At 69.8% G+C, this 26,567-nt stretch carries 22 protein-coding genes; 6 read left to right on the forward strand and 16 right to left on the reverse strand.

Annotated features, from left to right (window positions below):
* Nucleotides 1–38: 38 nt before the first annotated feature.
* Nucleotides 39–212, reverse strand: a complete 174-nt coding sequence (locus J7520_RS00800; RefSeq protein ID WP_291182795.1) for a hypothetical protein — start codon at nucleotides 210–212, stop codon at nucleotides 39–41.
* Nucleotides 213–283: 71 nt separating this feature from the next.
* On the opposite strand from J7520_RS00800, the gene rocF reads away from it, so the two are divergent.
* Nucleotides 284–1,204, forward strand: coding sequence for an arginase (gene rocF, locus J7520_RS00805; RefSeq protein WP_291182796.1), 921 nt, complete (start codon nucleotides 284–286; stop codon nucleotides 1,202–1,204).
* A gap of 147 nt (nucleotides 1,205–1,351) precedes the next feature.
* Here the strand turns inward: rocF and J7520_RS00810 are convergent, their stop codons facing one another.
* The 11 genes from J7520_RS00810 to J7520_RS00860 form a co-directional block, all read right to left on the reverse strand.
* On the reverse strand, nucleotides 1,352–2,671 hold the full coding sequence (locus tag J7520_RS00810; protein ID WP_291182798.1) for a M12 family metallo-peptidase: 1,320 nt from the start codon (nucleotides 2,669–2,671) through the stop codon (nucleotides 1,352–1,354).
* Between the two features lie 79 nt (nucleotides 2,672–2,750).
* Entirely contained in the window at nucleotides 2,751–3,779 is a 1,029-nt protein-coding gene (gene cysA / locus J7520_RS00815; RefSeq protein ID WP_291182800.1) for a sulfate ABC transporter ATP-binding protein, read from the reverse strand.
* The gene (cysW, locus tag J7520_RS00820) at nucleotides 3,776–4,639 is read right to left on the reverse strand and encodes a sulfate ABC transporter permease subunit CysW (RefSeq protein WP_291182802.1); all 864 of its coding nucleotides are present in this window, start codon (nucleotides 4,637–4,639) and stop codon (nucleotides 3,776–3,778) included. Before cysW ends, cysA begins: the two co-directional genes overlap by 4 nt.
* Nucleotides 4,640–4,646: 7 nt before the next feature.
* Nucleotides 4,647–5,486 (reverse strand): sulfate ABC transporter permease subunit CysT, encoded by an 840-nt coding sequence (cysT, locus tag J7520_RS00825; protein WP_291182804.1) that lies wholly within the window; start codon nucleotides 5,484–5,486, stop codon nucleotides 4,647–4,649.
* Between the two features lie 30 nt (nucleotides 5,487–5,516).
* Complete coding sequence (locus J7520_RS00830; protein WP_291182806.1) at nucleotides 5,517–6,524, reverse strand: sulfate ABC transporter substrate-binding protein; 1,008 nt, start codon at nucleotides 6,522–6,524, stop codon at nucleotides 5,517–5,519.
* A 334-nt stretch (nucleotides 6,525–6,858) separates the two neighbouring features.
* Nucleotides 6,859–10,872 (reverse strand): S8 family serine peptidase, encoded by a 4,014-nt coding sequence (locus J7520_RS00835; protein ID WP_291182808.1) that lies wholly within the window; start codon nucleotides 10,870–10,872, stop codon nucleotides 6,859–6,861.
* A gap of 893 nt (nucleotides 10,873–11,765) precedes the next feature.
* Nucleotides 11,766–12,548, reverse strand: a complete 783-nt coding sequence (locus J7520_RS00840) for a LytTR family DNA-binding domain-containing protein (RefSeq protein ID WP_291182810.1) — start codon at nucleotides 12,546–12,548, stop codon at nucleotides 11,766–11,768.
* Nucleotides 12,545–13,609, reverse strand: coding sequence for a histidine kinase (locus tag J7520_RS00845; RefSeq protein ID WP_291182812.1), 1,065 nt, complete (start codon nucleotides 13,607–13,609; stop codon nucleotides 12,545–12,547). The genes J7520_RS00840 and J7520_RS00845 overlap by 4 nt, the downstream gene beginning before the upstream one ends.
* 53 nt (nucleotides 13,610–13,662) lie before the next feature.
* Nucleotides 13,663–14,526 carry a DUF2306 domain-containing protein gene (locus J7520_RS00850; protein WP_291182813.1) on the reverse strand — a complete coding sequence of 288 codons (864 nt, stop codon included), beginning with the start codon at nucleotides 14,524–14,526 and terminating at the stop codon, nucleotides 13,663–13,665.
* Between the two features lie 216 nt (nucleotides 14,527–14,742).
* Nucleotides 14,743–16,935 carry a TonB-dependent receptor gene (locus tag J7520_RS00855; RefSeq protein ID WP_291182814.1) on the reverse strand — a complete coding sequence of 731 codons (2,193 nt, stop codon included), beginning with the start codon at nucleotides 16,933–16,935 and terminating at the stop codon, nucleotides 14,743–14,745.
* A 113-nt stretch (nucleotides 16,936–17,048) separates the two neighbouring features.
* Nucleotides 17,049–17,879 carry a hypothetical protein gene (locus J7520_RS00860; RefSeq protein WP_291182816.1) on the reverse strand — a complete coding sequence of 277 codons (831 nt, stop codon included), beginning with the start codon at nucleotides 17,877–17,879 and terminating at the stop codon, nucleotides 17,049–17,051.
* Nucleotides 17,880–17,991: 112 nt separating this feature from the next.
* Here J7520_RS00860 and J7520_RS00865 point away from each other — a divergent pair, with 112 nt between their 5' ends.
* Both J7520_RS00865 and J7520_RS00870 read left to right on the forward strand, forming a co-directional pair.
* Nucleotides 17,992–19,344, forward strand: a complete 1,353-nt coding sequence (locus tag J7520_RS00865; protein ID WP_291182818.1) for a tryptophan--tRNA ligase — start codon at nucleotides 17,992–17,994, stop codon at nucleotides 19,342–19,344.
* Nucleotides 19,345–19,562: 218 nt separating this feature from the next.
* The gene (locus J7520_RS00870) at nucleotides 19,563–20,504 is read left to right on the forward strand and encodes an aspartyl/asparaginyl beta-hydroxylase domain-containing protein (RefSeq protein WP_291182820.1); all 942 of its coding nucleotides are present in this window, start codon (nucleotides 19,563–19,565) and stop codon (nucleotides 20,502–20,504) included.
* A gap of 31 nt (nucleotides 20,505–20,535) precedes the next feature.
* Here the strand turns inward: J7520_RS00870 and dusB are convergent, their stop codons facing one another.
* A complete protein-coding gene (gene dusB, locus J7520_RS00875; RefSeq protein ID WP_291182822.1) occupies nucleotides 20,536–21,534 on the reverse strand; it encodes a tRNA dihydrouridine synthase DusB in 999 nt (332 codons plus the stop codon).
* A gap of 147 nt (nucleotides 21,535–21,681) precedes the next feature.
* Between dusB and J7520_RS00880 the strand changes: the two genes are divergently transcribed.
* The 3 genes from J7520_RS00880 (at nucleotide 21,682) to J7520_RS00890 (ending at nucleotide 24,205) form a co-directional block, all read left to right on the forward strand.
* On the forward strand, nucleotides 21,682–22,356 hold the full coding sequence (locus J7520_RS00880) for a DedA family protein (protein ID WP_291182824.1): 675 nt from the start codon (nucleotides 21,682–21,684) through the stop codon (nucleotides 22,354–22,356).
* A 98-nt stretch (nucleotides 22,357–22,454) separates the two neighbouring features.
* The gene (locus J7520_RS00885; protein ID WP_291182826.1) at nucleotides 22,455–23,894 is read left to right on the forward strand and encodes a hypothetical protein; all 1,440 of its coding nucleotides are present in this window, start codon (nucleotides 22,455–22,457) and stop codon (nucleotides 23,892–23,894) included.
* 8 nt (nucleotides 23,895–23,902) lie between these two features.
* Nucleotides 23,903–24,205: a hypothetical protein gene (locus J7520_RS00890; protein WP_291182828.1), complete on the forward strand. Its 303-nt coding sequence runs from the start codon at nucleotides 23,903–23,905 to the stop codon at nucleotides 24,203–24,205.
* A 63-nt stretch (nucleotides 24,206–24,268) separates the two neighbouring features.
* Here the strand turns inward: J7520_RS00890 and J7520_RS00895 are convergent, their stop codons facing one another.
* From J7520_RS00895 to J7520_RS00905, 3 genes are all read right to left on the reverse strand, one after another.
* The gene (locus J7520_RS00895; RefSeq protein WP_291182830.1) at nucleotides 24,269–25,246 is read right to left on the reverse strand and encodes a ribokinase; all 978 of its coding nucleotides are present in this window, start codon (nucleotides 25,244–25,246) and stop codon (nucleotides 24,269–24,271) included.
* A gap of 123 nt (nucleotides 25,247–25,369) precedes the next feature.
* Nucleotides 25,370–26,155, reverse strand: coding sequence for an OmpA family protein (locus J7520_RS00900; RefSeq protein WP_291182832.1), 786 nt, complete (start codon nucleotides 26,153–26,155; stop codon nucleotides 25,370–25,372).
* Entirely contained in the window at nucleotides 26,152–26,523 is a 372-nt protein-coding gene (locus J7520_RS00905; RefSeq protein WP_291182834.1) for a DUF4398 domain-containing protein, read from the reverse strand. The genes J7520_RS00900 and J7520_RS00905 overlap by 4 nt, the downstream gene beginning before the upstream one ends.
* Nucleotides 26,524–26,567 lie beyond the last annotated feature (44 nt).

Below are 26,567 nucleotides of genomic sequence, written 5' to 3' on the forward strand. Positions count from 1 at the left end.
TCTACGAGACGAACTGCGATCCGGACGAGACGGCCGCCTCATCCGGCGATTGTCGTACGTAGCGGATCGTAGTCGCGCTCGGCGCTCCATTCCCGCTGCACCGCCGCAACGGGCACGACGGAACCGGGATCACGCCGTCGTCGAAGCGGATTCGGAGCGTGACGCCGGGCACGCGGGCGAAGCGTGACGCGATGCCCGAATTCGTCGATCATGCGCGCTCGCGCATCGTCGGAACCGCTCCCGACGAGTCGCGATCCACGTCCCGGCCCGACTTTCCATCGCCATGCACAGCTATCCCCCGATTTCATTGATCGGCGCGCCGACCGACATCGGCGCCGGCCACCGCGGCGCCGTGATGGGCCCGGAGGCCTTGCGCGTCGCCGGGCTGGCCGACGCGCTGCGCGCGCGCGGACTGGAGGTGACCGACCGCGGCAATCTCCCCGGCCCGGCCAATCCGTGGCAGCCGCCCGAGCAGGGTTACCGGCACCTTGCCGAAGTCGTCGCCTGGAATCGCGCGGTGGCGCAGGCGGTCGGCGGCGAACTCGACGGCGGCCGGCTGCCGATCCTGCTCGGCGGCGACCACTGCCTGGCGATCGGCTCGATCGGCGCGGTCGCGCGCCACTGCCGCGAACGCGGCAAGACCCTGCGCGTGCTCTGGCTCGACGCGCACGCCGACTTCAACACCTCGACCATCACGCCGTCCGGCAACGTGCACGGCATGCCGGTCGCCTGCCTGTGCGGCTACGGCCCGCGCGAGCTGACCGAACTCGCCGGCGCCGCGCCGATGCTCGCCACCGACGCGATCCGCCAGATCGGCATCCGCTCGGTCGATCCCGGCGAGAAACGGCTGGTGCGCGAAGCCAATCTCGACATCTACGACATGCGCTACATCGACGAGATCGGCATGATGCGCGTGATGGCCGAAGCGCTCGAAGGGCTCGACGCGAACACCCATCTGCACGTCAGCTTCGACGTCGACTTCCTCGACCCGTCGATCGCCCCCGGCGTCGGCACGACCATCCCGGGCGGGCCGAACTACCGCGAAGCGCAGCTGTGCATGGAGATGATCGCCGACACCGGCCGCATGGGCTCGCTCGACATCGTCGAACTCAATCCCGCGCTCGACGTGCGTAACCAGACCGCGCTGCTCGCCGTCGACCTGGTGGAGAGCCTGTTCGGCAAGTCGACGCTGATGCGCGACTGAGCGGGCGGTATCTCCGAAACGTCGTCATTCCCGCGAAGGCTGGAATGACGATGTCCGTTTTCCCCGAATCCTGGCTCGGCTGCCATCCGGCTGCCCGAAGGCGCTTCGCGAACACGGCCCCGCCGGTCCGATCGCGCCTTGCCGGGCTCAGTCGAATCCGCTCGAGAAGATCTCGTCGGCGCTCGCGGCGATGCACGAGGGCGTGTTCTGCGCGATCAGCGCGGACAGGACCGTCACCTGCGTCTGGTGGAACTGCAAGACGTTCTGGCCGTTCGCACCGCAGCCGATCAGGTTGCAGTAGCTCATGATCGAGCCGGCCGGCGCGCCCGGTCCGGAGCTGGGACAGCTCGTCGCACCGGAATAGCAGCCGGAGGCGCCGCTGAAGCAGCGGTCGATCGTGTTGCTCGCGCTCGGCGCCGCGCCGGTCGACACGTTCGTGCAGTGCGTGTGGTAGGCGCCGAAGTTGTGGCCGAGCTCGTGGCCGACGATGCGCGCCGAGTAGGCGACCGGGATCTGCGCGTTGGTGAACACCTGGTTGACGCTGTAGCTGCCGCCCTGCGATGGCTTGCGGCAGTAGGCGTTGATCCAGGCGATGCCGGAGGCGGAATTGCCGCTGCTCGACTTGCCCGAGAGCAGCGCCGCGAAGCTGCGCGGTATGCCGGCGTAGTTGTTCTGCCAGTAGCTGCCGAATTCGTTCAAGTTGCCGCCGTCGGCGGGCGTCGTGGTGACCGTGTAGGGATCGGGCGTCGTGCGCAGGTAGGTGGTGCCCTGCTGCAGGCTGAGGTTGAGGTCGCGCAGGTACATCACGTTCATCGTCGCGAACAGATCGCCGATCCAGTCGCTCGCCGCGGAGGCGTCGTTGCCGAAGCGGCGCAAGAGGAACTCGTTGTCGGTGTCGATCGCGACCACCGCCGAGCGCGGACTGCCGGCCGGCACCTGGCCGGCGAGCGCAAGGCTCAGCGCATCCGGAAACGGCTGGCCGCTGGCGATACCGTCTTCGCCGGGCACGATCTCCGGCACCACGCCGGCCGGCAGCGCCGACGCCAACGGCCGCGCGCGCAGGCGCAGCCGATCGCCGTCGCGCTCGCCGCTCCAGACGAACGCACCGGCCGGCGACGAACCGCTGCCGACGATGCGCTCGAAGCCGGGGTCGAACGACAGGCTGGCACGCACGCTGCCCGCCGCGTCCACCCCGATCCAGTGCACGCGCCGGCTGCGCGGCAGCTCGTGCTCGCCGGCGGCGTCGACGCGCACCAGGCGTGCGCCGGGTGCGTAGACCTCGACGCGCTCGAAACGCAGGTTCGCCTGGCCGCCGTAACCGTCCGGCACGCCGTCGAGCACGAATTGCGAACCGACGGCGGACGTCGCCAGGCGCGCGCGCTGCGTCGTGTCGAGCGTGATCGCCGCATCGGAGGCGTGCGCGCTCGACGCGGCGGCGAGGAGAGCGAGGGCGAGCAATCTGTGCATGGTGGGCATTCCCGCAGTGTACGCGCGGACGCTTGCAGATCCTCGCGCGCAGTTCCGTCGATCCGGCGTGAAAGACGCGTCAAGCCTCCGTTACCGCCTGCTCGCCGCGGAACAACACCCAGCGCCGCGCCTCGATCGCGACCGCCTGCCCGGCCGCCAGCCCGCTGCCGCCGAAGCGGCCGCGCTCGTGGATCGCGACCAGCGGCGCGGACAGCGCCGGATGGCGTGCCTCGATGCGCACGGTGGGACCGAGATCGCGCACCGACTCGATGCGCGCGCCGCCCGCCGCAGCCGGAACGAAGTCCAGATCGTGCGGGCGCACGAAGGCGGTCACGTCGGCCTCGTCGTGCCCGCTCCAGCGCGCGTGCAGCGCGACCGGCAGCTCGTTGACCTCGCCGAGGAAGCGGCAGACGAACGGGCTGGCCGGCTGCGTGTAGAGCGTCTGCGGATCGGCGAGCTGCTCGATGCGGCCCTGGTTCATCACGGCGATGCGATCGGCCAGCTCGAAGGCTTCCTCCTGATCGTGCGTGACGAACACGCTGGTCACGTGGATGCGATCGTGCAGGCCGCGCAGCCAGCGGCGCAGGTCGCCGCGCACGCGCGCGTCGAGCGCGCCGAACGGCTCGTCGAGCAGCAGGATCTCCGGCTCGACCGCCAACGCGCGCGCCAGCGCGACGCGCTGGCGCTGGCCGCCAGACAATTGCGCCGGCAACCGGTGCGCGAAGTCGCCGAGCTGGACCAGGTCGAGCAGGTCGCGCACCTTGCGCTGCAGCTCGTCACGCTTGGGACGCAGCCGCCAGCGCCGCACGCGCAGGCCGAAGGCGACGTTCTCGAACACCGACAGATGGTTGAACAGCGCGTAGTGCTGGAACACGAAGCCGACGTGACGCTGGCGCGCACTGACGTCGGTCACGTCGCGGCCGTTGAACGCGACGCGGCCGCGCTGCGGAAATTCGAGCCCGGCGACGATGCGCAGCAAGGTGGTCTTGCCGCAGCCGGACGGCCCGAGCAGGGCCAGCAACTCGCCCGACTCGATGCTGAGGTCGATGCCGCGCAACGCCGGCGCCGAGCCGTAGGCGTAGTGGATGTCGGCGACGTCGATGCTCATGCGTCCGGCTCCGTCGCCGCGATGCGCCGCATGCGCCAGCCGACGATCTGCTTGAGCACCAGAGTCAGCAAGGCGAATAGCGCGAGCAGCGAAGCGACCGCGAACGCGGCCGTGCGCTGGTATTCGTTGTAGAGCACTTCGATGTGCAGCGGCATCGTGTTGGTCAAGCCTCGAATGTGTCCGGAGACGACGGAAACCGCGCCGAACTCGCCGATCGCGCGCGCGTTGCAGAGGATCACCCCGTAGAGCAGGCCCCAGCCGATCTTCGGCAGCGTCACGCGCCAGAACATCGACCAGCCGGACGCGCCGAGCGTGATCGCGGCGCGTTCCTCGTCGCCGCCCTGCGCCTGCATCAGCGGAATCAACTCGCGTGCGACGAACGGGAAGGTGACGAAGGTGGTCGCCAGCACGATGCCGGGCACGGCGAAGATGATCTTGACGTCGTGGTCGGCCAGCCACGGCCCGAGCCAGCCCTGCTTGCCGAACAGCAGCACGTAGATCAGGCCGGCGATCACCGGCGAGACCGCGAACGGCAGGTCGATCAGGCTGACCAGCAGCCCCTTGCCGCGGAACGAGTAGCGCGTGACGAGCCAGGCGGCGGCGACGCCGAACACGGTGTTCAGCGGCACCGCGATCGCGGCGACCAGCAAGGTCAGGCGGATCGCCGCGCGCGCCTCCTCGTCGACGACCGCCGCGCGCCAGACGTCGAGGCCTTTCTCGAACGCGTAGCCGAACACGGCCAGCAACGGCAGCACCAGGAACAGCGCGACGAAGGCCAGCGCGATCGCGAGCAGGCTCCAGCGCAGCCAGCGCGGATCGCGCAGCGCGACGGACGACTTGCGTGGCAGGTGCGCGCTCATCGCCGGCTCACCGCGTGTCCGCCGAGCGTCGCCGCACGGTCCACAGCTGCAGCAGGTTGATCGCGATCAACGCGACGAACGAGGTGACCAGCAGCACCACCGCGATCGCGGTCGCGCCGGCGTAGTCGTGCTGGTCGAGCTTGCCGGTGATCAGCAGCGGCGCGATCTCCGACACCATCGGCATGTTGCCGGCGATGAAGATGACCGAGCCGTACTCGCCGATCGCGCGCGCGAACGCGAGCGCGAAGCCGGCCAGGATCGCCGGCCACAGCGCCGGCAGCACGACGCGCCACAACGTGGTCAGGCGCCCCGCGCCGAGCGTCGCGGCGGCCTCCTCGATGTCCGGATCGAGCTGCTCCAGCACCGGCTGCACGCTGCGCACGAGGAACGGCAGGCTGACGAAGATCAGCGCCACGGTGATGCCGCTCGGCGTGTAGGCGACCTTCCAGCCGAGACTGGCGAGCCACGCGCCGAGCGGTTCGTTCGGCGCGTACAGCTTGGTCAAGGTGATGCCGGCGACCGCGGTCGGCAGCGCGAACGGCAGGTCGACCAGCGCGTCGACCAGCTTGCGGCCCGGAAAACGGTAGCGCACCAGCACGAACGCCAGCAGCGGCCCGAGCACCAGGTTGACCAGGCCGGCCAGCGCCGCGCAGCCGAACGTGACGCGATAGGAGGCCAGCGCGCGCGGCGAGGCGACCGCGTTCCAGAACTCGGCCGGCCCCAGCGTGGCGGACTTCAGCGCCAGCGCGGCCAGCGGAATCAGCACGATCAGGAACAGGTAGCTGGCGCAGACTCCGAAGGTCAGACCGAAGCCGGGCAGCGCTTGGCGGCGCCAGCGTGGACGCATGGGCGGGCTCCGTTCGTCGAAAGCGGACCCTTACTTCGCACCCGGCACGTAGATCTTGTCGAACGTGCCGCCGTCGGCGAAGTGGGTCTTCTGCGCGTTTTGCCAGCCGCCGAAGACTTCGTCAATCGTGAACAGCGGCACCTTCGGGAAGGTGCTCGCGTATTTCGCCGCCACCGCCGCGTCGCGCGGGCGGTAGTGGTTCTTCGCCGCGATCTCCTGGCCCTGCGGCGAATACAGATATTTCAGGTACGCCTCGGCGACCTTGCGCGTACCGCGCTTGTCGACCACCTTGTCGACCACCGTCACCGGCGGTTCGGCGAGGATGCTGATCGACGGCACGACGATCTCGAACTGTCCCTTGCCGCCGCCTTCGGCCAGCGCGAGCAGCGCTTCGTTCTCCCACGCCAGCAGCACGTCGCCCTGGCCGCGCTCGACGAAAGTGGTGGTCGCGCCACGCGCGCCGGTGTCGAGCACCGGCACGTTCTTCAGCAGCTTGCCGACGAATTCCTGCGCGGCCGCGTCGCCGCCGTACTTCTTCTTCGCGTAGCCCCAGGCGGCGAGGTAGTTCCAGCGCGCGCCGCCGCTGGTCTTCGGGTTCGGCGTGATCACGCCGACGTCGGGCTTGACCAGGTCGTCCCAGTCCTTGATGCCCTTCGGATTGCCCTTGCGCACCAGGAACACGACCGTGGAGGTATACGGCGCGCTGTTGTCCGGCAGGCGCTTCTGCCAGTCCGCCGGCACCAGGTCGCCGTGCTCGTGCAGCGCGTCGATGTCGTAGGCGAGCGCGAGCGTGACGACGTCGGCCTCGAGCCCGTCGATCACGCTGCGGCTCTGCTTGCCGGAGCCGCCGTGCGACTGGTTGATCTTCAGGTCCTCGCCGCTCTGCTGCTTCCACTCCGCGGCGAACGCGGCGTTGAACTCGCGGTACAGCTCGCGCGTCGGGTCGTAGGAGACGTTGAGCAGCGTGGTGTCGGCGTGGGCCAGTCCTCCCAGCGCGAAAAGCGCGGACGCGAAAACGGCGGCGATGGTGCGTCGCATGGCGATCCCCTTCGGAAAGTCGATGCGGGACAGTCTGGCAGTGAAATCGTTAGCGTGGCGTTACCGCGGCATGGCGCGTGAGCATCTGGTCATGCCGGCAGGTATGTTTCTCGGACGGAGGAGCGCACGCGGCGCCGACCGAAAGAACCGCGGGGCCCTGCCGCATGGCGCATCGGCCCTCTGCCGCGCCACCCTGATGTCGAAGGAAGCACACCGGATACGCCGCGCGCGCGAAACGTCACGCCGGGCACCGTGCGCGCGCCGGGATCGGCGAAGCAAACGAAGCGGGGAGCCGAGGCTCCCCGCCGAACCGTCGAACCGTCGAACCCGCGGTTCAGTGTCGTCGGGTCTTGCCGGCATCCGCGCCGTGGACGGCCGGCCGCTGCGGCGGACCGCGCCGCGATGTCGGAGGCGCCGCGTCGACGGTCACGTCGTCGACGTAGACGTCGCCGTCCGCGCTGCCGGTGGCCGCATAGTCGAAGCGGATCTCGTGCGCCGCGTCGTCGGCGTAGCTGGAGACGTCGACCGACACGTTGACCCACTCGGTGTCCACTTGCGCGGCGAGCATGTCGAACGTCCACATTTCGGTGCCGTCGATCGAGACCTTCAGCGTCGCCGTCCCGCCGACCGGCAAGGTCCCTACCTTGCGCCAGAAGTTCAGATAGCGCGGACCGCCGCCGGCGATGGTCACGCTCTGCAGCCAGTGCTGGCTGCTCGCTTCGCCCCAGCCGCCGCCCCAGGCACCGTAGTCGCCGGCGTGTACTTCGAAACGGGCCAGCGGGTTCGGCTTCCAGAATGGCGTGCCATCCGCGTCGTTGTCGTCGACGCCGGTCCAGTTCGGGTTCGGACCCTGACTTTCTTCGGTGGCCTCGAAACCCGGATCCTGCACCGGCTGCTCGAACGCGCCGCCGCCCTTGCCGTCGAAGCCATTGCAGAAGATCGTATCCGCGGCGCTGCACGAATCGCCGCCGCCGGTGACGGTCATGCTGACCGGCACCGCGACGATCGGATGCTCGGTGTCGTTGCTGCCGACGCAGACGTTCGCGCTGTATTTCCCCGCCGCCAGGCCGGTCGAATCGAACGTCACGGTGACCTCGCTGCTGCCGCTCGCCACCGTCGTTCCCGATGCCGGCGCCGCGCTCAGCCACGGCACGTCGGCCAGCGCCGTGCAGACACCCGCGCCACCGCGGACGCCGTGACCGCGCAGGACGAGATTGGACGCCTCGAAACCGTCGATGCCGAGTTCCTCGGGTTTCTGCAGGGCGACCGCCGACAGGTCCGGCGGATCGCCGATGGTCGCCTCGAAGTCGGTGCCGAGCCAGCTGCGGCCGACGCCCGGACCGTCGTCGAAGGTCGCCGGGCTGCCGCCGGTCGCATCGCGCGCCACTACGGCGATCAGCACGTCGCCCGGACCGCTCACGGCGATCCCGCCCGGCACCGGTACGCTCTGCAACGCATCCAGCACCGACACCGCCACGTTCTTCACCGAGCCGAGCAGGGTCGCGCCGTTGCTCGGGTCCTCGTCGTCGTCCTGGTAGACGTAGACGTCGAACTTCTCGCCGATCACGGCGCCGTCACCGCCGCCGTCCAGACCGCCGAGGAATTCCACGTCGACGCGGTCGAGCGTGAACGGCAGATCCGCGACCGCCGGCGTGAAGCGATTCAGGAAGATCACCGGCGTGCCCGAGTCGACGCCCAGCACATGGCTGCCGAGACCGACGTCGACTTGCAGGTTCACTTCCTCGCCGCCGGCTGCCGCCGGCGGCAGCGCCGGGACGGCGCCTGCTTTGGATACGCGATCGGCCACCGACAAGGTCACGCTCGCCGGCTGCTCGCCCACGGTCCAGGTCAGCGGTGCGCCGCCGGTGTTCCTCACGGCCAACGCCCGCGTCTGCGTTTCGTTCGGCCCCTGGCTGCTGTCCAGTGCGGTCGGCGTGAGCTCGATGCGCGGACCGGTCGCGGCCTGATCCGATGCGCGCACCGCGACCGGCAGGGTCAGCGGGTCGCCCGACGTCGGCGTCAGCGCGAGCTCGCCGAACGACCAGCTGTTCACCGCCGCCGCGCCGACGTCGATGGTGATCGTCACCGACTGCGTCGCATTGGGCTCCACGGTGAAGCTGGCCGGCGCCACGGTCCCGCTCAACGCGCCGCCGTTGCTTGGCTGCACCGCGGCCGTGAAGCTTTGCGCCGTGGCGGTCGGGTTGCGGAAGACGCGCGTGAAGGTGCAGGTGCCGGCGCAGGCCGCCTTCGAAAGACTGGGTTCGTTCAGCGCGGAGAGGTCGCCGCCGGCGGCCGGATCGGCCGCCTCCATGTTCGCCGCGGTTTCGTTCATGACCAGCGGCGAGGCGGCGGCGCGCGTCAGGTCGACGCGGCCGGCGCCGCGGTCGAACGGGTCGCTGGCGGCGGACGCGTTGTATTTGCGCACACCGCTTCTGGCCGTCAGCATCAGCGCCGACTTGATTTCCATCGGCGTCCAGTCGGGATGCAGCGCGCGCAGCAATGCACCGGAGCCGGTGACGTGCGGAGCTGCCATCGACGTCCCCTGCATGAAACCGTACGCGCCGGCATCTCCGGAAACCGCGGCCAGGATGCTGAGCCCCGGGGCGCTGATCTCGGGCTTCAGCAGATCCCAGGGCGACGTCGTGCCGCCGGCGGGTCCGAGGAGACTGAAGCTCCCCATGATGTCGCCGTAGGCCGCCACGTGATCGAACGTCGGCGGTGCAGTCAGGTCGGCCGTCGCAGTCGCGCCGGCGTGCGACTGCATGTAGGTCGTGAGCGCCTCGCCGTCTTCCTGCGAGATCATCAGGGCCGGAATCGTCGTACCCGGCATGTACATCACGAACGGCGCGGCGGCGCGAATGTGGTAGACGACCACCGCGGCGGCGCCAGCCTCTTCGGCGTTGTTGATCTGGTCCGAGAACGTACAGCCTGCGCGGATGACGGCGATGAAATTCGCCGGTGTGGACGGCGGCGGCGTGAACGACGTGCACGCGGTCGCGTCGTCCGTACTGGCCACCAGCGGGCCAGTCACCGGACCGGTGTACGCCGGGGCTCCATCCTCGTCGACGGCGCCGTTGGCGCCGGCGAACGTGCCCAGGCCGGGCACTTCGACGTGCACGCTCGAATAGAACCGGTCATGGGTCGAGGCGCCGACCGTGATCGTCCACGGTTCGATGTGATTGACGGTCCCCGGGCGGGCCGGATTCGGATCGTCGTTCGCCGTGTTCCCCGCGGATGTGGCGACGAAAATGCCGGCTTCGACGGCATTGCGGAACGCCACCGAGGTGTCGTCGCCCCACGGATCGGTGCCGCCGCTGATGGAGAAATTGATCGCATCGACGCCGTCGGCGACGGCCTGGTCGGCCCCCGCCGCGGTGGCGTCGTCGGTGCAGGTGCCGCCGTAGTTCGGAGGCGGCGCGAAGCAGACCTTGTACATGATCACGTTCGCGCGCGGCGCTACGCCGGAAACCGCCACGGTCGCACCGTCGGCCGTCGTCGCCTGGGCGTGGCTGCCGCCTGCCGTGCTGGCGGTATGCGAACCGTGTCCCGCATGGTCGGTCGCGGTGTCGGCGACGTCGGGCGAACCGGGCGGCAGGGTGCCGATATAGGTGTAGGCGCCGATCAGTTTGTCGTTGCACCGGCCTTCGTCGACGCCGCCGGCGGCGCAGGTGCCGAGATAAGTTCCGGCGCCGAGCGGATTGACGTGTCGATAGCCGTCGGCGTCGGTGGCGGCGAACGACGGCGAATCGAAGTTGATGCCGGTGTCGATCACGCCGATCACCATGCCTTCGCCCTGCGTGCCCGGAAGGCCGCCGGTGCTGGTGCCCTGCCAGACCGACGGCGCGCCGATCCAGGCCGGTCCGGAGTCGGTGGCGAACTTGCGCGCCTGCGACTTCCTGACCGAAACCACGCCGGGCATCTTCGCCAGCTGTGCGGCCTCCTCGGCCGTCAGCTCGAGCGCCATGCCGTTGAGCGCGTGGGTGTAGGTGAACTTCGCCTGCAGCGGACGCTTCAATGCGGCACCGGCGGTGCTCAGGAAGGCGTTCTGCCTCTCGGCGAGATGGGCGACGTAGGCCAGGCTCTGCGGCGCACGCACGTCGAGCTTCGCCGGACGGCCGGCGACGCTCTGCCGCGGCGCCGCGGCGATCCCGGCGACGCCTCCCCGATAGGTCGCCAGCGGCGCTTCGGCGAAGCGCACGATGTAGGTGCCGCGCGCCGCTTGCTTGGCCGTCAGCGTGATCGCCGACGCCTCGGCGATGCGCGTGTCGACGGCCAGTCCGGCGGTGGCGATCGCCGCAGCGATCGCGGCCGCCAGAACGGCGTTGAAGGATGATGCGTTCTTGGACATCGCGAAGTACTCCAAAGGGAACGAGGCGGCGAGGCGTGCCTCCGGACGAGCGAGACTCCGCGCCGTTTGCGGACATGCGAACGATGTCCGTGCGCTCGAGCTCGAAATCTTCGCGGCGCGACTGCAGCGCGAGAGGGATTTCGCATCAGGCGACGCCTCCGACCATAGCCGGCGTGCCGCGCGCCAAACACTGGGCGTTCGCTCGCGATGCGCCAGGAAACTAGACGAAAGCGAAGGTTCGTCCCGGTGCCGGACCGTTCGGCGCGATTTCGTTCAGCGATGCGCACGGAACGCCGAATAGCGGCGTGAAGAGAGGACGTTTCCTCGCTCGTTTCCAGCGGACGATGCGTTCGGGGCGAGAGGATCAGCGAACTGTTGTTTCGCGGCGCAATTGTCCAATGGCGTCGTCCGGTGCTCGCGGTCTAAGGTCCATTGGACGTCGTGAGGCCGGTTTCCCTCAGAACCACGGCGAGTCCCCCAAGCTCGTCGAAGGCCGCTCCCAGATGCGGCGTCCATTCGAAAGACCCCGCGAGGGGTCTTTCGTTTTTCCGACGGCGGCGCCGCGGCGATTCGCATCACGCAGCGACGAATGAGCGCGGGTGTCGACTGACGACCGGACGACGAGGCCGTGTCGCTCCGTCCGCCGCGATGCATGCGGACGCCTGCGCGAGGCGAAGTGCGCTCGCGCCGCGGGTCCGCGTATCCCGACGCGATCCTGCAGGGGGGAGATTGGGATATCGACCGGCCCTCTGGTCTATCCGTCTACTGCCATAGGCGGTCTCGCCGACAAGCTGCAACTCGACACAACGTCTCCGCTACGTGCCGTGACGAACGCGCGGCGCAACCGTTCGACGCGAGCATGGACCCTCGGCCTCGCGAGATGAGCCCGACGCTCACATCTGCCGGAACAGATGCAGATAGCTGCGACTGACCGGCAACACTTCTTCGCGATGCCTCAGATGGATTTCCGCCGTCTCGTTGTCGCCGCGCACGACGTGGCCGATCGCGCGCAGGTTGACCACCACCGAACGATGCACCTGGACGAACTGCGCCGCGTCGAGCTGCGCGATCAGATCCTTCAAGGGCGTGTTGATCAGCACCTCGGCAGGCTGGCCCGCGTCGCCGCGCCAGGCCACGCGCGTGTACTTCGCGTCCGAACGCAGATAGTCGATCTCGTCGATGGCGATCAGGCGCAGGGTCTGGCCGACCTGCGCGCGCAGCCAGCGCAGCGGCGCCGGCGCGGCACTGCGCTGCAATTGCGCGGCGAGCTGTTGCAGCAAGGTGTCGGCGTCGACGGCCGGCCGCGCGGCGCTGATGCGTTCCTTCAGCCGCGTTACCGTTTCCGTCAGGCGTCCGGCCTCCACCGGCTTGACCAGATAGTCGAGCACGCCCTGCGCGAAGGCCTGCACGGCATAGTGGTCGTAGGCGGTGACGAATACCAGATGCGCGCGGCGGCCGATCGCGCGCGCGGCCTCGACGCCGGACAGGCCCGGCATCTGCACGTCGAGAAAACAGATCTGCGGTCGCGTCTTCTCGAAGCATTCGATCGCCTCGCGACCGTTGCGCGCCTGCGCGACGACGTCGAGCTCGGGCCAGGCTTGCGCGAGCTGCTGCGTCAACGCTTCGCGCAGCAGCGGCTCGTCGTCGGCGATCAGGGCGGTGGCGCGGACGCTCATGCGCTCGCGGGCAGATCGAGTTCGGCGCGCACGCCGCGCGGCGGCAGCTCGACGACGGAAAGATGCGCGCGCTCGCCGAAGACCAGACGCAGGCGTTCGCGCAGGTTCGCAAGCCCCGTGCCCAGACCGTTGCCCGTCGCCCGCAGTCCGAGGCCGGTGTCGCTGACGCGCACCAGGCAGCGCTCGCCGAGCCGGCGCACCTCGACGTCGATGCGCCCGCCGTCTTCGGCGGGATCGATGCCGTGGCGCACCGCGTTCTCGACCAGGGTCAGCAGTGCGATCGGCGGGCACGTCGACGCGCGCGCCGACTCGTCCACGTGCAAGGCGTACGTCAGCCGGTCGGGCATGCGCATGTGCATCAGCTCCAGATATGCCTGCACCAGATCGACTTCCTGGCCGAGCGTCGTCGACGCCTCATGCAGGCGCGGCACCGCGGCGCGCAGATAGGCGATCAGCGCGCGCAGCACGGCGGGCGCCTGTGGCGAACCGGCGTCGACCAGCGCCTGCACGTTCGCCAGCGTGTTGAACAGGAAGTGCGGCGCGACCTGCGCCTGCAGCAGATGCAGGCGCGCGTCGAGCGCGCGACGTTCCAGTTCGCTGCGCTCGAGGTCGAAGGCCAGCGCCTGCTCGCGCGCGAACGCTTCCTTCTGCCGCACCAGCGCGCCGAGCGCGACCCACGGCGCGACCAGCAGACCGAACGCGCTCATGCCGAAGAAGCAGCCGCGCAGATGCCCTTCCTGCCAGAACGGCGGCTCGCCCGCCGGCGACAGCACGGTGAACACCGCGACCGCGGCAAGCGGAATCGCCACGGCAGTCGCGGCGACTTGCGCGACCCAGCGTGGCAGCCGCGCCGGCAACCGCCGCGGATGGCGCTCGGCGAGAGTGAAGGCGGCCACGGCGGCGAGGCCGATCGCCGCGGCGTGGAACGGCAGCTCCACCGCCTGCGGACAGAGGAACACCAGCAGCGACCACAACGCCAGCGACAGGCCCAACGCGATCCACACGCGGGGACCGAGCGGCAGCCGCAACGGTGCGAAGCGCTTGGCGAAGGCGGAAGGCATGCGCGAAGGATAGTGGCTCAGGCGGCGATCGGCGCGTGCGGCGGCAGCCTCGCTCAGAGCCGCGGCAGCCACATCAGGGCCGTGGCGGAGGCGACGCCGACGGCCATCGCCAGGGTCAGCGCCGTCAGCACGCCGGCCATCGCGAACTTCGCTCCGTCGCGGCGGCTGTGTTGCGCGCGCAGATACAGCTCGAGCACGCCGAGCGGCACGATCGCGTAGACGGCGAAGGCGAGCACGGTCAGGAACGGCCCGCTGAAACGCTCCGGATCGAAGCCGACCGGCCCCTGATTGATCACGATCCAGCCCATCAAGCCGACACGGAAGAACCAGACGCCGCTGACGCAGAGAAACAGGCGCAGCGCCCAGCGCCGGTGCCGGTCGTGGCGACGCGCCCGCGCATGGCGCCAGGCCAGCGCGGCGCAGGTCAGGATCAGCACCGCGTTCAGGCTGATCGCCAGATGCTGCGGGAAGTCGCCGACCGCACCGCGCCCCCAGACCATCGTCAGCCCGCCGATCGCCATCAGCGCGGCGGACACGACGTAGACGCGGCCGGTCCAGCGGTGGAACGCCGGCAACGTGCGCCGCAGCGCCGGCAGCAACTGCAGCAAGCCGCCGAGCGTGATCAGGAAGGCGAACGCCAGATGCAGGCCGAGCACCCCGTTGAAGAAGCGGTCGCCGGCGACGTAGCCGTGCGGCATGACCTGGTTCCACCACTCCGGATGCCCGCCCAACGTCGCGCGTCCGTAGAAGCCGGCGATGTAGGTCGCGAAGATCAGCTGGCCGAGCGCGGCGACGGCGAACCAGAACGCCGCCGTCATGCGCAGCACCCGCTGCGCCAGCGGCTGTCGCAGCGGCGCTGCGAGCGTGGGATTGCGTGGCGGCACGGCGACCGCTGCGGCTCCGACGGATGCGTTCACGAGTTGTCCCTCGACGATTCGACGAGGAGCACTCTCGCGACGGGGCTGCGTGCAGGAAAGGGGATTCCGACGAAGCGCGGCTCGCGGGATGCGAGCCGCGCCGGGTGCCGACGAAACACATCGGGACAGTGCGCGAAGACGCTCGGAGGGAGACTCCGAGCTACGGGGCGGGCGTCATGCCCGCCTTGCGGACATGGCGCCTTCTTCAGCCGTTCCTCAGAACTCGTAGCTCGCGCCGGCGTAGAACGTGCGTCCCACCGCCGGCTCGAGGCCACCGCCGAACACGCGCGCGTAGTACTTGCGGTCGGTCAGGTTCGAGATGCCGCCGAGCAGGCGCAGGTGCGGCACTACCCACCAGTCGGCGGAGAAGTCCTCGACCGTGTACGACGGCACCTTGGCCGGGATGTAGGCCGCCGCCGCCGGCGTCGCGTTCGGCTGGTTGGAGTCCTGCCAGTACTGGCTGGCGACCGATACCGCCGACAGCGCCAGCTTCCAGTGCAGGTCTTCGCGCCAGACCACGCCCACGCGCGCGAGGTACTTCGGCGAGAACGCCGGCTTGTTGCCGACCTTCACCGCCGGGTTGTGCGTGGCGGTGAACTCGGCGTCGAGCAGGCTGAGGTTGGCGAACAGCGCGAGATGCTGCGTGCTCTGCGGATCCTGCGCGCCGAGGAAGTCGTAGGACACCTGGCCTTCGAAACCGCGATGGCGCGTGTCGCCGGTGTTGCGGTTGATCGTGTTGCCCGGCGGCAGATCCGGGATCTGCTGCGCCTCGATGCGATCGCGCACGTTCACCTGGAACAGGCTGACGTCGTAGAACAAACCGTCGCGCGGCGTGCCGTGCACGCCGGCCTCGAACGACAGCACCTTGGTCGGGTCCGGGTTGTTGATCGAACCGGCCGCGGTGTTGCCGAACGGCGAGCCGATGTCGAAGTAGCGCACCGGACGCCAGCCTTGCGAGACATTGAAGTAGGTCTCGTTCTCGCGGCCGAAGTCGTTGCCGGCGCCGAGCCCGAACAGCGGCACCGTGTGGGTGACGTCGCGCTTGACCAGATCGCGCGTCAGGTTCGCCGGCTTGGCCGTCTCGTCGATGTCGACGTTCTCGCGGTCGATGCGCACCGACGGCACGAAGTGCCAGCCGCCCTCGAAGCGGAACACGTTCTCGGCGAACACCGAGGCGTAGTCGGTCGAACGCGCCTGGCGCAGACGCACCAGGCCGTCGCGGTCGAAGCGATCCGGCGTGAGGCCCTGCTCGGTCCACTGCCGGAACGGCGCGTCGGAGTGGTAGACCGTGGTGCCGACGGTCAGCGCGTTGCCGCGGCCCCAGCGATGCAGGAAGCGCGCGTCGAGTCCGCCGAAGCGGAACTGGTCGTCCTGCAGGGTCGAGGTGGTCGGCGGCACGGTCGGCGAGGGCGAACGGTCCTGCGCGCGCGAGGCGTTGTCCTGGTAGCCGCCCCACAGCTTGGCGACGAGCTGGTTGTCCTCGTCGAAGTTCTGCGTGTGGGCGAGGCTGAGTACGTAGCGCTCGGTCCACAGTCGGTTGTGCGGCGTCGGCGACTGCTCCTCGTCGGCGCGGAACTGCGCGTAGCTGAGCTTGCCCGGATCGCCGGTGTCGAGGTCGTAGGCGTGGAAGTCGAGCGCGGTGTAGGACTCCTCGCTCGGACGGTAGCCCAGGTGCAGGTCGGCGCCGCGCAGCTTCGAATCGCCGTTGCGGCGCTCGCCGTCGTTGGTGCGGTAGTGCACGTCGGCGAGGTATTCCCAGGCGCCGGAAGTGCCGGATACCTGGTTGAACGTCGCGAACAGGCCGTTGTTGCCGACCACGTTCTCGGTGTAGCCGGCAAACTCGCGGTCCTTGACCGGCTTCCTGCTGATCAGGTTCACCACCGGCGGCGGTTCCGGCCCGTACAGCAGCGAGCTGCCGCCGCGGATCAGCTGCACTTCGGCCAGGGTCTGCGGGAGTGGAAAGGTGTAAATGGTCGGATAGCCGATCCAGTCCGACATCAGCGGGATGCCGTCCAGCAGCACGGTGACGAATTCCGACTCCTGCGGATTGCCCATGCCGCGGTAGGACAGGTTCACCTGTCCCGGCGACTGCTGCTCGGAATAGAACAGGCCCGGCGTCTGCGCGAACAGCTCGCGCAGGTTGTTGTCGATCACGGTCGGGATGTTGTCGACCTTGGTGATCGAGGTCTTCTTGGTCACAGTGATCAGCGGGCCGTCGACCTCGCGCATGATGTGCTGCAGCTTCGGCCGCGACTCCCAGTAGGCGCGATCGCGCACTTGCACCTTCGGCAGCTCGGCCGGGGCATTCTGATCGAGTGGCGCGGTGTCTTCCTCGGCGTGCGCGACGTTGCAAAGAGCGGTGGCTACGGCGAGCGCGAGCAGGCTCGGTCCGATGGCGATGGTCTTCATTTCTTCCCCGGCTGAGGCCGCCCGATGGTGGGCGGCAAGTGGGCGCTTTATCGCAGCCGAGGGATGATGCAAACAGAGTCTCGAGACCTAGGTCTTAAGACGGATTTAACATCTCAGCGCGGTGCCGGGTCCGGCACGAAACCGCCCGGGAACGGCTGCGGCTCGGTCCGCCGCGCGATCGGCCGCGGCGCGATGCCTTGCGCGACGAGATTGGCATAACTGTCATACCAGACCGCGACGGTCTCGGCCGGGCCGCGCGAGGCGCGTACGAACGTCGTGGTGTCCACGCGCGCGTACTCGCGCGCGCCGTGGCCGGTACCCAGGCGCTCGCCCTTGGCCAGCGCGCGCTGGCTCGCCTGCAGTTTCGGCGCCTCGGCCGGTGCCGCCGCCTTCGCTTCGGCTGCCGCCGGCGCAGGCGCGTTCTGCGCGTCGGCGGCCGCTCCCGCCGCGGATTCGGATTCGCGCGCGATCTCCTCGCGCTTCTCGCGCCACACCGGCGTGCGTTCGGTGAACACGGCCACGCCGATCACACCGACATTGGCCGGCCGCCCCGTGCGCGCGGCGTAGCTGTCCGGCAGCGCGGTGAAATTGAATTGCGCGACCTCTTCGAGGCTCTTGCGCCAGCCGGCGATCTCGGTCGTCTCCCAGGGATCGAGCACGTAGCCGGACTGCTCGGGGCTGGCGGTTTCGCCGCTGACCGCGTTGACGCCGTCGACGCTGAGCACGGCCAGCACGCGTCCGCCGCTGCGGTTGGACAGGCGCACCGCGTAGCGATGACCCGGTGCGCCGGCGACGTAGAGCTTGCCGTGCTTGGAATAGGTGGGCAGGGTCTGGCCGGTATCGCGGTCGACCACGGCGAGATCGAGCAGGTTGCCGGCGCGCGCCTGCGGCACGGCGACGGCGGCGAGCGAAGCGAGCAGGGTGGCGCAGAGCAGGCGGTGCATGGCGGATCTCCGGGTTGGGACCACGGCTGCAACGTGCGTCCGCCGGGCGCGGGGTTAAGCGCGCAAGCGGCTTACCGTACACTGGCCGACCCGCCGCTCCGACGACTTCCGCGTGTCCCAGGAAAAACGACGCATCCTGACCGGCATCACCACCTCCGGTACCCCGCACCTCGGCAACTACGTCGGCGCGATCCGGCCCGCGATCGCGGCGAGCCGGCGCGCCGAAGCCGAGTCGTTCTACTTCCTCGCCGACTACCACGCGCTGATCAAATGCGGCGATCCGCAGCGCGTGCAGCAGTCGACGCTGGAGATCGCGGCGACCTGGCTCGCCTGCGGACTCGATCCGGAACAGGTGTTCTTCTATCGCCAGTCCGACATCACCGAGATCCCGGAGCTGACCTGGCTGCTGACCTGCGTCACCGGCAAGGGCCTGCTCAACCGCGCGCACGCGTACAAGGCCGCGGTCGACCAGAATCTCGCCGCGAACGAGGACCCGGACGCCGGCGTCACCGCCGGCCTGTACATGTATCCGGTGCTGATGGCGGCCGACATCCTGGTGTTCAACGCGCACGAAGTGCCGGTCGGCCGCGACCAGATCCAGCACATCGAGATGGCGCGCGACATCGGCCAGCGCTTCAATCACCTCTATGCGGCCGAGCTCGCGCGCAAGGGCGTCTCCTTCACGCTGCCGGAAGTGCGCATCGAGGAGAACGTCGCGACCCTGCCCGGCCTCGACGGCCGCAAGATGTCCAAGAGCTACAACAACACGATCCCGCTGTGGCTGCGGCCGAAGGAACTGGAGAAATCGATCCTCGGCATCGTCACCGACTCGCGCGCGCCGGGCGAGCCGAAGGACCCGGAAGGCTCCAACATCTTCGCCCTCTACCAGGCCTTCGCCAACGCCGAGGAGACCGCCGCGATGCGTCAGGCCTACGCCGACGGCATCGCCTGGGGCGACGCCAAGCGCAAGCTGTTCGAACGCATCGACGCGGAGCTGGCGCCGCTGCGCGAACGCTACGACGTGCTGATCGCCAAGCCCGAACGGATCGAGGAACTGCTGCTCGCCGGCGCCGACAAGGCGCGTGCGCGCACCCGGCCGTTCGTGGAGATCCTGCGCTGGGCCGCCGGCATCCGCCGCCTGACCGACCGGCCGGCCACGGCCGCCGCCGCGACGCCGGCCGGCGCGACGGCGCTACCGCAGATCAAGAGCTATCGCGAGAGCGACGGCAAGTTCTACTTCAAACTGGCCACCGCCGACGGCGCCGTGCTGCTGCAGAGCCGCGCGTTCGACTCGCCGAAGGACGCCGGGCGGCTGGCCGCCGCGCTGGTCGACGCCGGCGACGATCGCAGCGTGGTCGCCGGCCTGCTGCTGGACGCCGCGCCGGCCGCCGAGATCGCGCTGCCGGCCGATGCGATCGCCGCCGCGCTGGCGGCGCTGAAGGCGGACAAGCTCGCGAAGGCCTGACCGCCGGCGCTTCGCTCACGGCAGAGCCGCGCAAGTCCGCCGAGGTCCGCACGCATTCCTCGACGCCGTGCCCGCGAACGCGGGAACGGCGTCGAGCAGCCCGCCGCGGCAGGAACGGCGATTCCCGCGGAATTCCGCGGGAACAACGCCGCGCGTTCCCGGGAAAGCGCCGCCGCAGCGTATCCTTCGCCTTTGCGATCCACTGCGCCCCATTCCTCGTGCCCGAACTCTCCTTCCGCCTGGTCCTGCTGCTCCTGTTCGCGATCTATCTCGCCTGCGTGCTCTACGTGCACCTGCGCGGGCGCCAGCGTCTGAAGTTCGGCCGTCAGCTGGTCGACCATTCCGGTCTCTTCGCGCCGTACAACGTGCTGATGTACGCGTTCTCGGCAGTGCCGGCCAAGCCGATCCTCGACCGCGCGAAGTTCGCGCACCTCGACCTGCTGCGGGACAACTGGCAACGCATCCGCGCCGAGGCGCTGCACCTGTTCGACGAGGGCTACATCCGCTCGGCCGAGAAGCACAACGACGCCAGCTTCGCCTCGTTCTTCAAGGAGGGCTGGAAGCGTTTCTATCTGAAGTGGTACGGCGAACCGCTGGCCTCCGCGCACGCGCTGTGCCCGGAGACCGTCGCGCTGCTGGAGCAGATGCCGTCGGTGAAGGCGGCGATGTTCGCCCTGCTGCCGCCGGGCAGCAAACTCAATCCGCACCGCGATCCGTTCGCCGGCTCGCTGCGCTATCACCTCGGGCTGATCACGCCGAACTCCGACGACTGCCGCATCTACGTCGACGGCGAGCTGTACGCCTGGCGCGACGGCGGCGACATCGTGTTCGACGAGACCTACGTGCACTGGGCCGAGAACCGCACGCAGCAGACGCGCGTGATCCTGTTCTGCGACGTCGAACGCCCGCTGCGCACGGCGCCGATGCGCGCGATCAACCGCCTCGTCAGCCGCGTGCTCGGCCAGGCGACCGCGACGCAGAACGTCGGCGGCGAGCGCGTCGGCACGGTCAATCGCCTGTACGCGCTGGCGCACCGCGCCGGCGAACTGCGCAAGGCGTTCAAGCGGCGCACGCCGCTCGGCTACCGGTTGACGCGCATCGCGCTGATCGTCGGCGTGCTCGGCTGGCTGCTGCTGCCGTGGATTCCGCTGCGCGCCTGAGGCCGTTCGCACGACCGGCGCGATCCCTTCTTCACGCCGCCGCGGCGAACTCCGCGGCGGCGCCGGCAGCCAGCGCGTCGAAGTATTCGCGCGTCAATCGCTGCTGTTCGCTCGCGCTCTCGGCGCGGTTCGCCACCGCGCGGAACGCCGCGTTCTCCGGCCGGTCCTTCGCGTACCAGCCGAGGTGCTTGCGCGCGATGCGTACGCCCTGCGCCTCGCCGTAGAACGCGTACAGGTCCTCGAGGTGGCCGAGCAGGATGCGCTGCACCTCGCGCGGCGTGACCGGCGGCAGCGTCTCGCCGGTGGCGAGGAAGTGGGCGATCTCGCGGAAGATCCACGGCCGCCCCTGCGCCGCGCGGCCGATCATCACCGCGTCGGCATTCGTCGCCGTGAGCACCTGGCGCGCCTTCTGCGGCGAGTCGACGTCGCCGTTGGCGAACACCGGGATCGAGATCGCGGCCTTGATCGCCGCGATCGTGTCGTACTCGGCCTCGCCTTCGTACAAGTCGGCGCGCGTGCGGCCGTGCACGGCCAGCGCGGCGACGCCGGCGTTCTCGGCGATCTTCGCGATCGCCACGCCGTTGCGGTTCTCGCGGTTCCAGCCGGTGCGGATCTTCAGCGTCACCGGCACGGCGACGGCGTTCACGACCGCGTCGAGGATGCGCCCGACCAGCGCCTCGTCCTGCAGCAGCGCGCTGCCGGACCAGACGTTGCAGACCTTCTTCGCCGGGCAGCCCATGTTGATGTCGACGATCTGCGCGCCGTGGTCGACGTTGTAGCGCGCCGCCTCGGCCAGCATCGCCGGATCGTAGCCGGCGATCTGCACGCTGATCGGGTCGGGCTCGCCGACGTGGTCCATGCGCTTCAAGGATTTCCGCGTCGTCCACAGGCGCGGATCGGCGGTGGTCATCTCCGACACGGCCAGGCCCGCGCCGAGCCGCTTGCACAGCTGGCGGAACGGCTTGTCGGTGACACCGGCCATCGGCGCGAGCACGACGGGCGGATCGATGGCGTGGGAGCCGATGCGCATCTGCGCATTGTAGCCGGCCGATCGCCGCGTGCCCGGGCAGCGCGACCGCGACGCGCGCCAGCCGGTAGACTTCGCGCCCATGACGGCCTTTCCGCTCCCGATGACCTCCACCTGTCCGCCGCTCCGCTCGCAACGGCGCTCGCGCTGATGGCTTTTCTCGAAACCCTGATCCGCCTTTTCACCGAACACGGCTACATCGCGGTGTTCGTGGTGTTGCTGATGAGCGGCTTCGGCATCCCGCTGCCGGAGGACATCTCCCTCGTCGCCGGCGGCGTCATCGCCGGCCTCGGCTACGCCGACGTGCACGTGATGGCGGTGGTCGGCCTCGCCGGCGTGCTGATCGGCGACGTGGTCATGTTCCTGACCGGCCGCTATTTCGGCAATCGCGTGCTGCGCTGGCGCTGGGTTTCCTACGTGCTGACGCCGCGCCGCTACGCCAAGGTGCAGCACAAGTACGCGCGCTACGGCAGCCGATTGATGTTCGTCGCGCGCTTCCTGCCCGGCCTGCGCACGGCGATCTACATCACGGCCGGCATGAGCCGGCGCGTCTCGTTCGCCCAATTCCTCTTCTTCGACGGCCTCGCCGCCGCGATCTCGGTGCCGTTCTGGGTCTATCTCGGCTATTTCGGCGCCGAGAACCACCAATGGCTGGTCGCCTGGGTCAAGCGCGGCGAAAGCGTCGTTCTGGTCGGCGCGCTGCTGCTGATCGGCCTGGTCGCCTGGTTCTGGTGGCGGCGCAAGGGTCGCGCACACGCGCGGCTGCGTGCGCTGCGCGCGCACCGCGCCAAGCGCCAGGCCCAGCCGCACGATCCAACGCACTGAGAGCCAAGGGTTTTCCCCAATGGCGCGCAGCCTCGGCGCGCAGGGACACTCCGACACAGCGAGCGCCGGCTGCAGCCGGCCGGACGACGGAGAAGACCATGGGCTTCGGCATCGGCAGCATCACCGGCGCATTCAAGAGCGCGGCGGACTGGGTCGGCGACAAAGTCGAGGACGGCGCGAAGGCCGTCGGTTCGGCGGCCGAAACGGTCGCGGACACCGCCGTGGACGTCGTCGACCACGGCGCCAAGGCGCTCGGCGCGGCGCGCGATTTCGTCGGCGACCGTCTGGAGGACGTCGACCACGCCAAGGCCTGGGTCGGCGGAAAGATCGACGGCGCCGTCGACACCGCCGAGAAGGCCGTCGACGGCTTCCGCGAAAACCTGGTCGAGTTCGGCGAGGAACACGGCGGCTTCGTCGGCAAGACGATCGCGCAGGGCATCTCCAACAACATCGGCGTGCTCGAAGGCGGCACGCTGGCCGTGTACGACATGGGCAAGGGCGTGGTGCAGCTCGCCGACGGCGCCGGCAAGCTGGTCAATCCGCTGGAATGGGCGGCACGCGGCGGCGAGAACCTCGACCGGCTGGAAAAGACCGGCAAGGCCGCGCTGGCGATCGGCAGCCTGGCCAGCCCGATCGGCTGGGCGATCAACGGCGAAGGCAACGCCAACACCGCCAAGGCGCTGTGGAACGGCGTCACCGAGGGCTACCAGGAAGCGGCGAAGGACGGCGACTGGTCGAAGTTCATCGGCCGCGGCGTGGTCGACATCGGCAGCTTCTTCATCGGCGCCGGCGAGGCGAACGCGGCGATCAAGGGTGCGCGCGCGGCCGACGCGGTCGCCGACGGGGCGCGCGTGCTGGACGCCGCCGCCGACGTCGGCAAGGCCACGCGCGGCATCGACGCGGCGGCCGACGCCGGACGCATCGCCGACGGCGCCACCGCGGCACGCGTGGGCACGCGCGCCGACAAGGTCGCCGAGATCGTCAAGAACGCCGACGCGGCGACGCTCGACAAGATCAAGTCCACCAGCACCTTCGTCACCAACGGCCTCGACAATGCCGGCGCCGAGGCGTTCCTGAAGAGTTCCGACGGTCAGCAGATGCTGCGCGCGATGAGCGCCGCCGATCCGGGCGCCGACGCGACCAAGATCTACGGCCGCGCGATGGACCTGCTGTCGACCGGATCGAAGGCTCCCGAGGTGAAGCCGTTCAACGACGCGCTGGTCAAGATCGTGCCGCAGGGCGAGGGCGTCTCCGCGTACACGCCGTTCTTCGCCACGATGGACGATCTGCAGGCGGCGGCGAAGTCCGGCCAGAGCCTGGCCGACGCGTTCGGCCTGCCGATCCGCAGCGAGGCGGCGGTGTACGACATCTACCAGATCGCGCCGAAGGGCGCGGACGTCGACGTGTTCGTGCAGACGATCGCGCCGACCAGCGAACTCGGCGGCGCTGTCGTCCGCGAGGGGGGTGCGTTACAGTACCTCGTGCTCAACCGGAGCGAGTGGACCGACGCGGTCAAGATCGGCTCCATACCGAATTGAGGTCGATCGTGGACAAGCTTGCGCTGAAATCGGCGGCCGAAAAGTTCGAGCGCGAACTGGCGAAGATCGGCGGCGACCCGGAAGCCGTCTCGCTACGCGCGGCGACGCTGCCGCTGATCGACGCGGCCAAGGCCGGCCGCATCGAGGCACCGCTGCAATGGCGCGAGATTCCCGGCGCGCGCCTGTTTTCCGAAGGCAACCTGCGCCGCTACGGCGACCTGGAAGGCGCCTACTCGGCGTTCCGCGTCGAGCTGACCGGCGGTGAATCGGACACGCTGCGCGCGCTGAAAGCGAGCATGCCCTCGCACTGAGGGCGGTTGCCGCCTGCCTGCGCCGCCGAGCCACGTGGGAAGCGGCGCATCGCCATCCCGACATCACCCCAGGGCGTGCATGAAGCGTGCGGCGACCTCGCCGTGGCGAGGCATCACCGGCGCCGTGCCGACCCGCTCGGTCGACAGCGCCGCGACGCGGTTGGCGTAGCGCACGGCCGCGCGAAACGGCTGCGCCGCGAAACGCACGATCGCCGCGGCCAGCGCGCCGGAAAACGCGTCGCCGGCGCCGGTCGCGTCGATCGCCTCGACGCGCTCGGGCGCGAGGCGGTAGCAAGCCGCTTCGTCGCTGCACCATGCGCCGTCCGCGTGCGAGACGAAGCATCCATGGGCACCCAGCGTCAGCACCACGGTCGGCACGCCGAGCCGGCGCGCCAATGCGTGCAGAGCGGCATCGCCGCTGCGCGCGAGGTCGTCGGCGGCGACCTGTACGCCGGCGAGCTGATCGAGCAGCAGCGCGAACTCGGTTTCGTTCGGCGTGATCACGTCGCACAGCGCGAGCAGGGCGGCGTCGGCTTCGGCGCGCACCGGCGCGGGATTCAGCACGCGCAGCAGGCCGTGCCGCGTCGCCCGTTCCAGCGCCGCGCGCGTCGCCTCGATGCCGTTCTCGAGCTGCAGCAACAACAGCTTCGCACCTGCGAACAGATCGTCCTGCGCGACGACGAACGCCGGCTCCAGCGCCTCGTTCGCATCGAGCTGCACGACGTTCATCGGCGCGCCGTCGCGATCGACGAAGATGCCCGAGGTCGCGGTCGCGCGGTCGGCATGGATCTGCCAGCGACACGGCAGCCGCTCGGTCTCGGCGAAGCGCTGCGCGGCGGCGCCGAGCGCGTCGTCGCCGAGCGCACCGACGAACGCGCTCGGTACGCCTTGCCTCGCACAGGCAATGGCCTGGTTGAAACCCTTGCCGCCCGGTCCGCTGTAGAACGCCGCAGCCCGGCGTGTCTCGCCGGGCTGCGGAAAACGGTCGAGCCGCCAGATGTGATCCTGCACGAAGGAACCGACCACGATCACGTCCGTCATCGCCGCTCGCCCGCCCTGTCTTCGAGGCCGGCAGTGTAGCGGCCGCGATCGTATCGGCCGACCGAACCGATCGGGTCGCGATCGGATCGGATCGGATCGACCCGACCCGATCGAGCCAATCCGTCAGCGCGCCGCCAGGATCACCACGTCCACGCGACGGTCGCGCACGCTGGAAGGATCGGCGCTGCGCACGGTCACGCGCGCCGGCTCCACGCCGCGCGCGTCGAGGTAGTCGCGCACCGCGTCGGCGCGATCGAGCGCGAGCGCGCGATCGCCGTCGCCACCGATGCCTTCGACCGCGACGTGCGTGGCCGGCTCCTCGCGCAGCACGCGCGCGAGCTGGTCGAGCGAACGCTCGGCGGTCGGCGTCGGTTCGCTGCGGCCCGGCTGGAACTGGTATTCGCTGAAGCGCACGACCAGGCCGCGCGCGTCCAGCTGCGATTCCATGTTCGGCAGCCGGCTCTGGATCGCCATCAGGGTGCGGCGTTCCGGCGGCAGCCATTCCGAGCTTTCCATCACCCGCCGCTCGACGATCTGCGGCGGCGCCACGACGTCCCGCGTGCCCGCGCGCGCGAGCAGGCGCTCGCGCTCGGCACCGAGGTCGCGGCTGTGCTGTTCGGCGGCGCGCGCGCGGCCGCTGGCTTCGGCGATCTGCACCAGGCGATCGGCGACGTAGACGCGCTGTTCGCGCTCGGTCACGTCGAGCACGCGGTAGTCGCGCGCCAGCGAGTTCACGGCGATGTCGGCGTTGGACAGTTCCACGCCGCCGTTGTCGACGACGCGCGGATCGCGATGCAGGCGATCGAGTTCGTTCTGCAAGCGGACGACTTCCGCCGGCGGCGCCGGCGGCACGCTGACGCAGCCGGTCAGCGCCAATGCGACGGCGAGGGAAACAGTACGAGCGTTCATGGCGCACCTCCGGCGGAGACTTGAGCGCGCAGCGTGTCGAGGCTGCGTTCGAGTTCGGTCGCGGCGGTTTCCGCACGCACCTGGCGACTGCGCGCACCGGCGAGTTCGCCGTCGACACGGGCACGCTCGGCGTAGATCAGGCTGTTCGTCCACGCGCGCGCGTCGAAGGCCTCGAGCGAGGTGTTCAACGTCGTCTGCGCGGTGGCGAAGTCGGCGGGGGCGTAGGTTTGCGCATCGTCGCGGCGCGCGGCCTGCACCGCGGTGCTCGCCTGTGCCAGGGCGAGTTCGGCGTCCTTTCGGTCGGCGGCCTGCGCGATGCCGCCGTACAGGACAAGCAGCAACGACAGGAGAAGCGGAAATCGTGACATGGCGACCTCCTCGATGGATGGCCACCGGCGGCCACGGCTGTTGC

Source organism: Dokdonella sp. (assembly GCF_017744955.1).
In the GTDB taxonomy this organism is placed as follows: Bacteria; Pseudomonadota; Gammaproteobacteria; order Xanthomonadales; family Rhodanobacteraceae; genus Dokdonella_A.

What these genes read in the sequence shown, in the direction of transcription:
- cysW (WP_291182802.1), bottom strand. Translation starts at nt 4,639, where the DNA reads ATGAGCGCGCACCTGCCACGCAAGTCGTCCGTCGCGCTGCGCGATCCG.
- cysT (WP_291182804.1), bottom strand. Translation starts at nt 5,486, where the DNA reads ATGCGTCCACGCTGGCGCCGCCAAGCGCTGCCCGGCTTCGGTCTGACC.
- J7520_RS00905 (WP_291182834.1), bottom strand. Translation starts at nt 26,523, where the DNA reads ATGTCACGATTTCCGCTTCTCCTGTCGTTGCTGCTTGTCCTGTACGGC.
- J7520_RS00880 (WP_291182824.1), top strand. Translation starts at nt 21,682, where the DNA reads ATGGCTTTTCTCGAAACCCTGATCCGCCTTTTCACCGAACACGGCTAC.
- J7520_RS00830 (WP_291182806.1), bottom strand. Translation starts at nt 6,524, where the DNA reads ATGCGACGCACCATCGCCGCCGTTTTCGCGTCCGCGCTTTTCGCGCTG.
- dusB (WP_291182822.1), bottom strand. Translation starts at nt 21,534, where the DNA reads ATGCGCATCGGCTCCCACGCCATCGATCCGCCCGTCGTGCTCGCGCCG.
- J7520_RS00810 (WP_291182798.1), bottom strand. Translation starts at nt 2,671, where the DNA reads ATGCACAGATTGCTCGCCCTCGCTCTCCTCGCCGCCGCGTCGAGCGCG.
- cysA (WP_291182800.1), bottom strand. Translation starts at nt 3,779, where the DNA reads ATGAGCATCGACGTCGCCGACATCCACTACGCCTACGGCTCGGCGCCG.
- J7520_RS00855 (WP_291182814.1), bottom strand. Translation starts at nt 16,935, where the DNA reads ATGAAGACCATCGCCATCGGACCGAGCCTGCTCGCGCTCGCCGTAGCC.
- rocF (WP_291182796.1), top strand. Translation starts at nt 284, where the DNA reads ATGCACAGCTATCCCCCGATTTCATTGATCGGCGCGCCGACCGACATC.
- J7520_RS00860 (WP_291182816.1), bottom strand. Translation starts at nt 17,879, where the DNA reads ATGCACCGCCTGCTCTGCGCCACCCTGCTCGCTTCGCTCGCCGCCGTC.
- J7520_RS00845 (WP_291182812.1), bottom strand. Translation starts at nt 13,609, where the DNA reads ATGCCTTCCGCCTTCGCCAAGCGCTTCGCACCGTTGCGGCTGCCGCTC.
- J7520_RS00885 (WP_291182826.1), top strand. Translation starts at nt 22,455, where the DNA reads ATGGGCTTCGGCATCGGCAGCATCACCGGCGCATTCAAGAGCGCGGCG.
- J7520_RS00835 (WP_291182808.1), bottom strand. Translation starts at nt 10,872, where the DNA reads ATGTCCAAGAACGCATCATCCTTCAACGCCGTTCTGGCGGCCGCGATC.
- J7520_RS00900 (WP_291182832.1), bottom strand. Translation starts at nt 26,155, where the DNA reads ATGAACGCTCGTACTGTTTCCCTCGCCGTCGCATTGGCGCTGACCGGC.
- J7520_RS00895 (WP_291182830.1), bottom strand. Translation starts at nt 25,246, where the DNA reads ATGACGGACGTGATCGTGGTCGGTTCCTTCGTGCAGGATCACATCTGG.
- J7520_RS00840 (WP_291182810.1), bottom strand. Translation starts at nt 12,548, where the DNA reads ATGAGCGTCCGCGCCACCGCCCTGATCGCCGACGACGAGCCGCTGCTG.
- J7520_RS00800 (WP_291182795.1), bottom strand. Translation starts at nt 212, where the DNA reads ATGATCGACGAATTCGGGCATCGCGTCACGCTTCGCCCGCGTGCCCGG.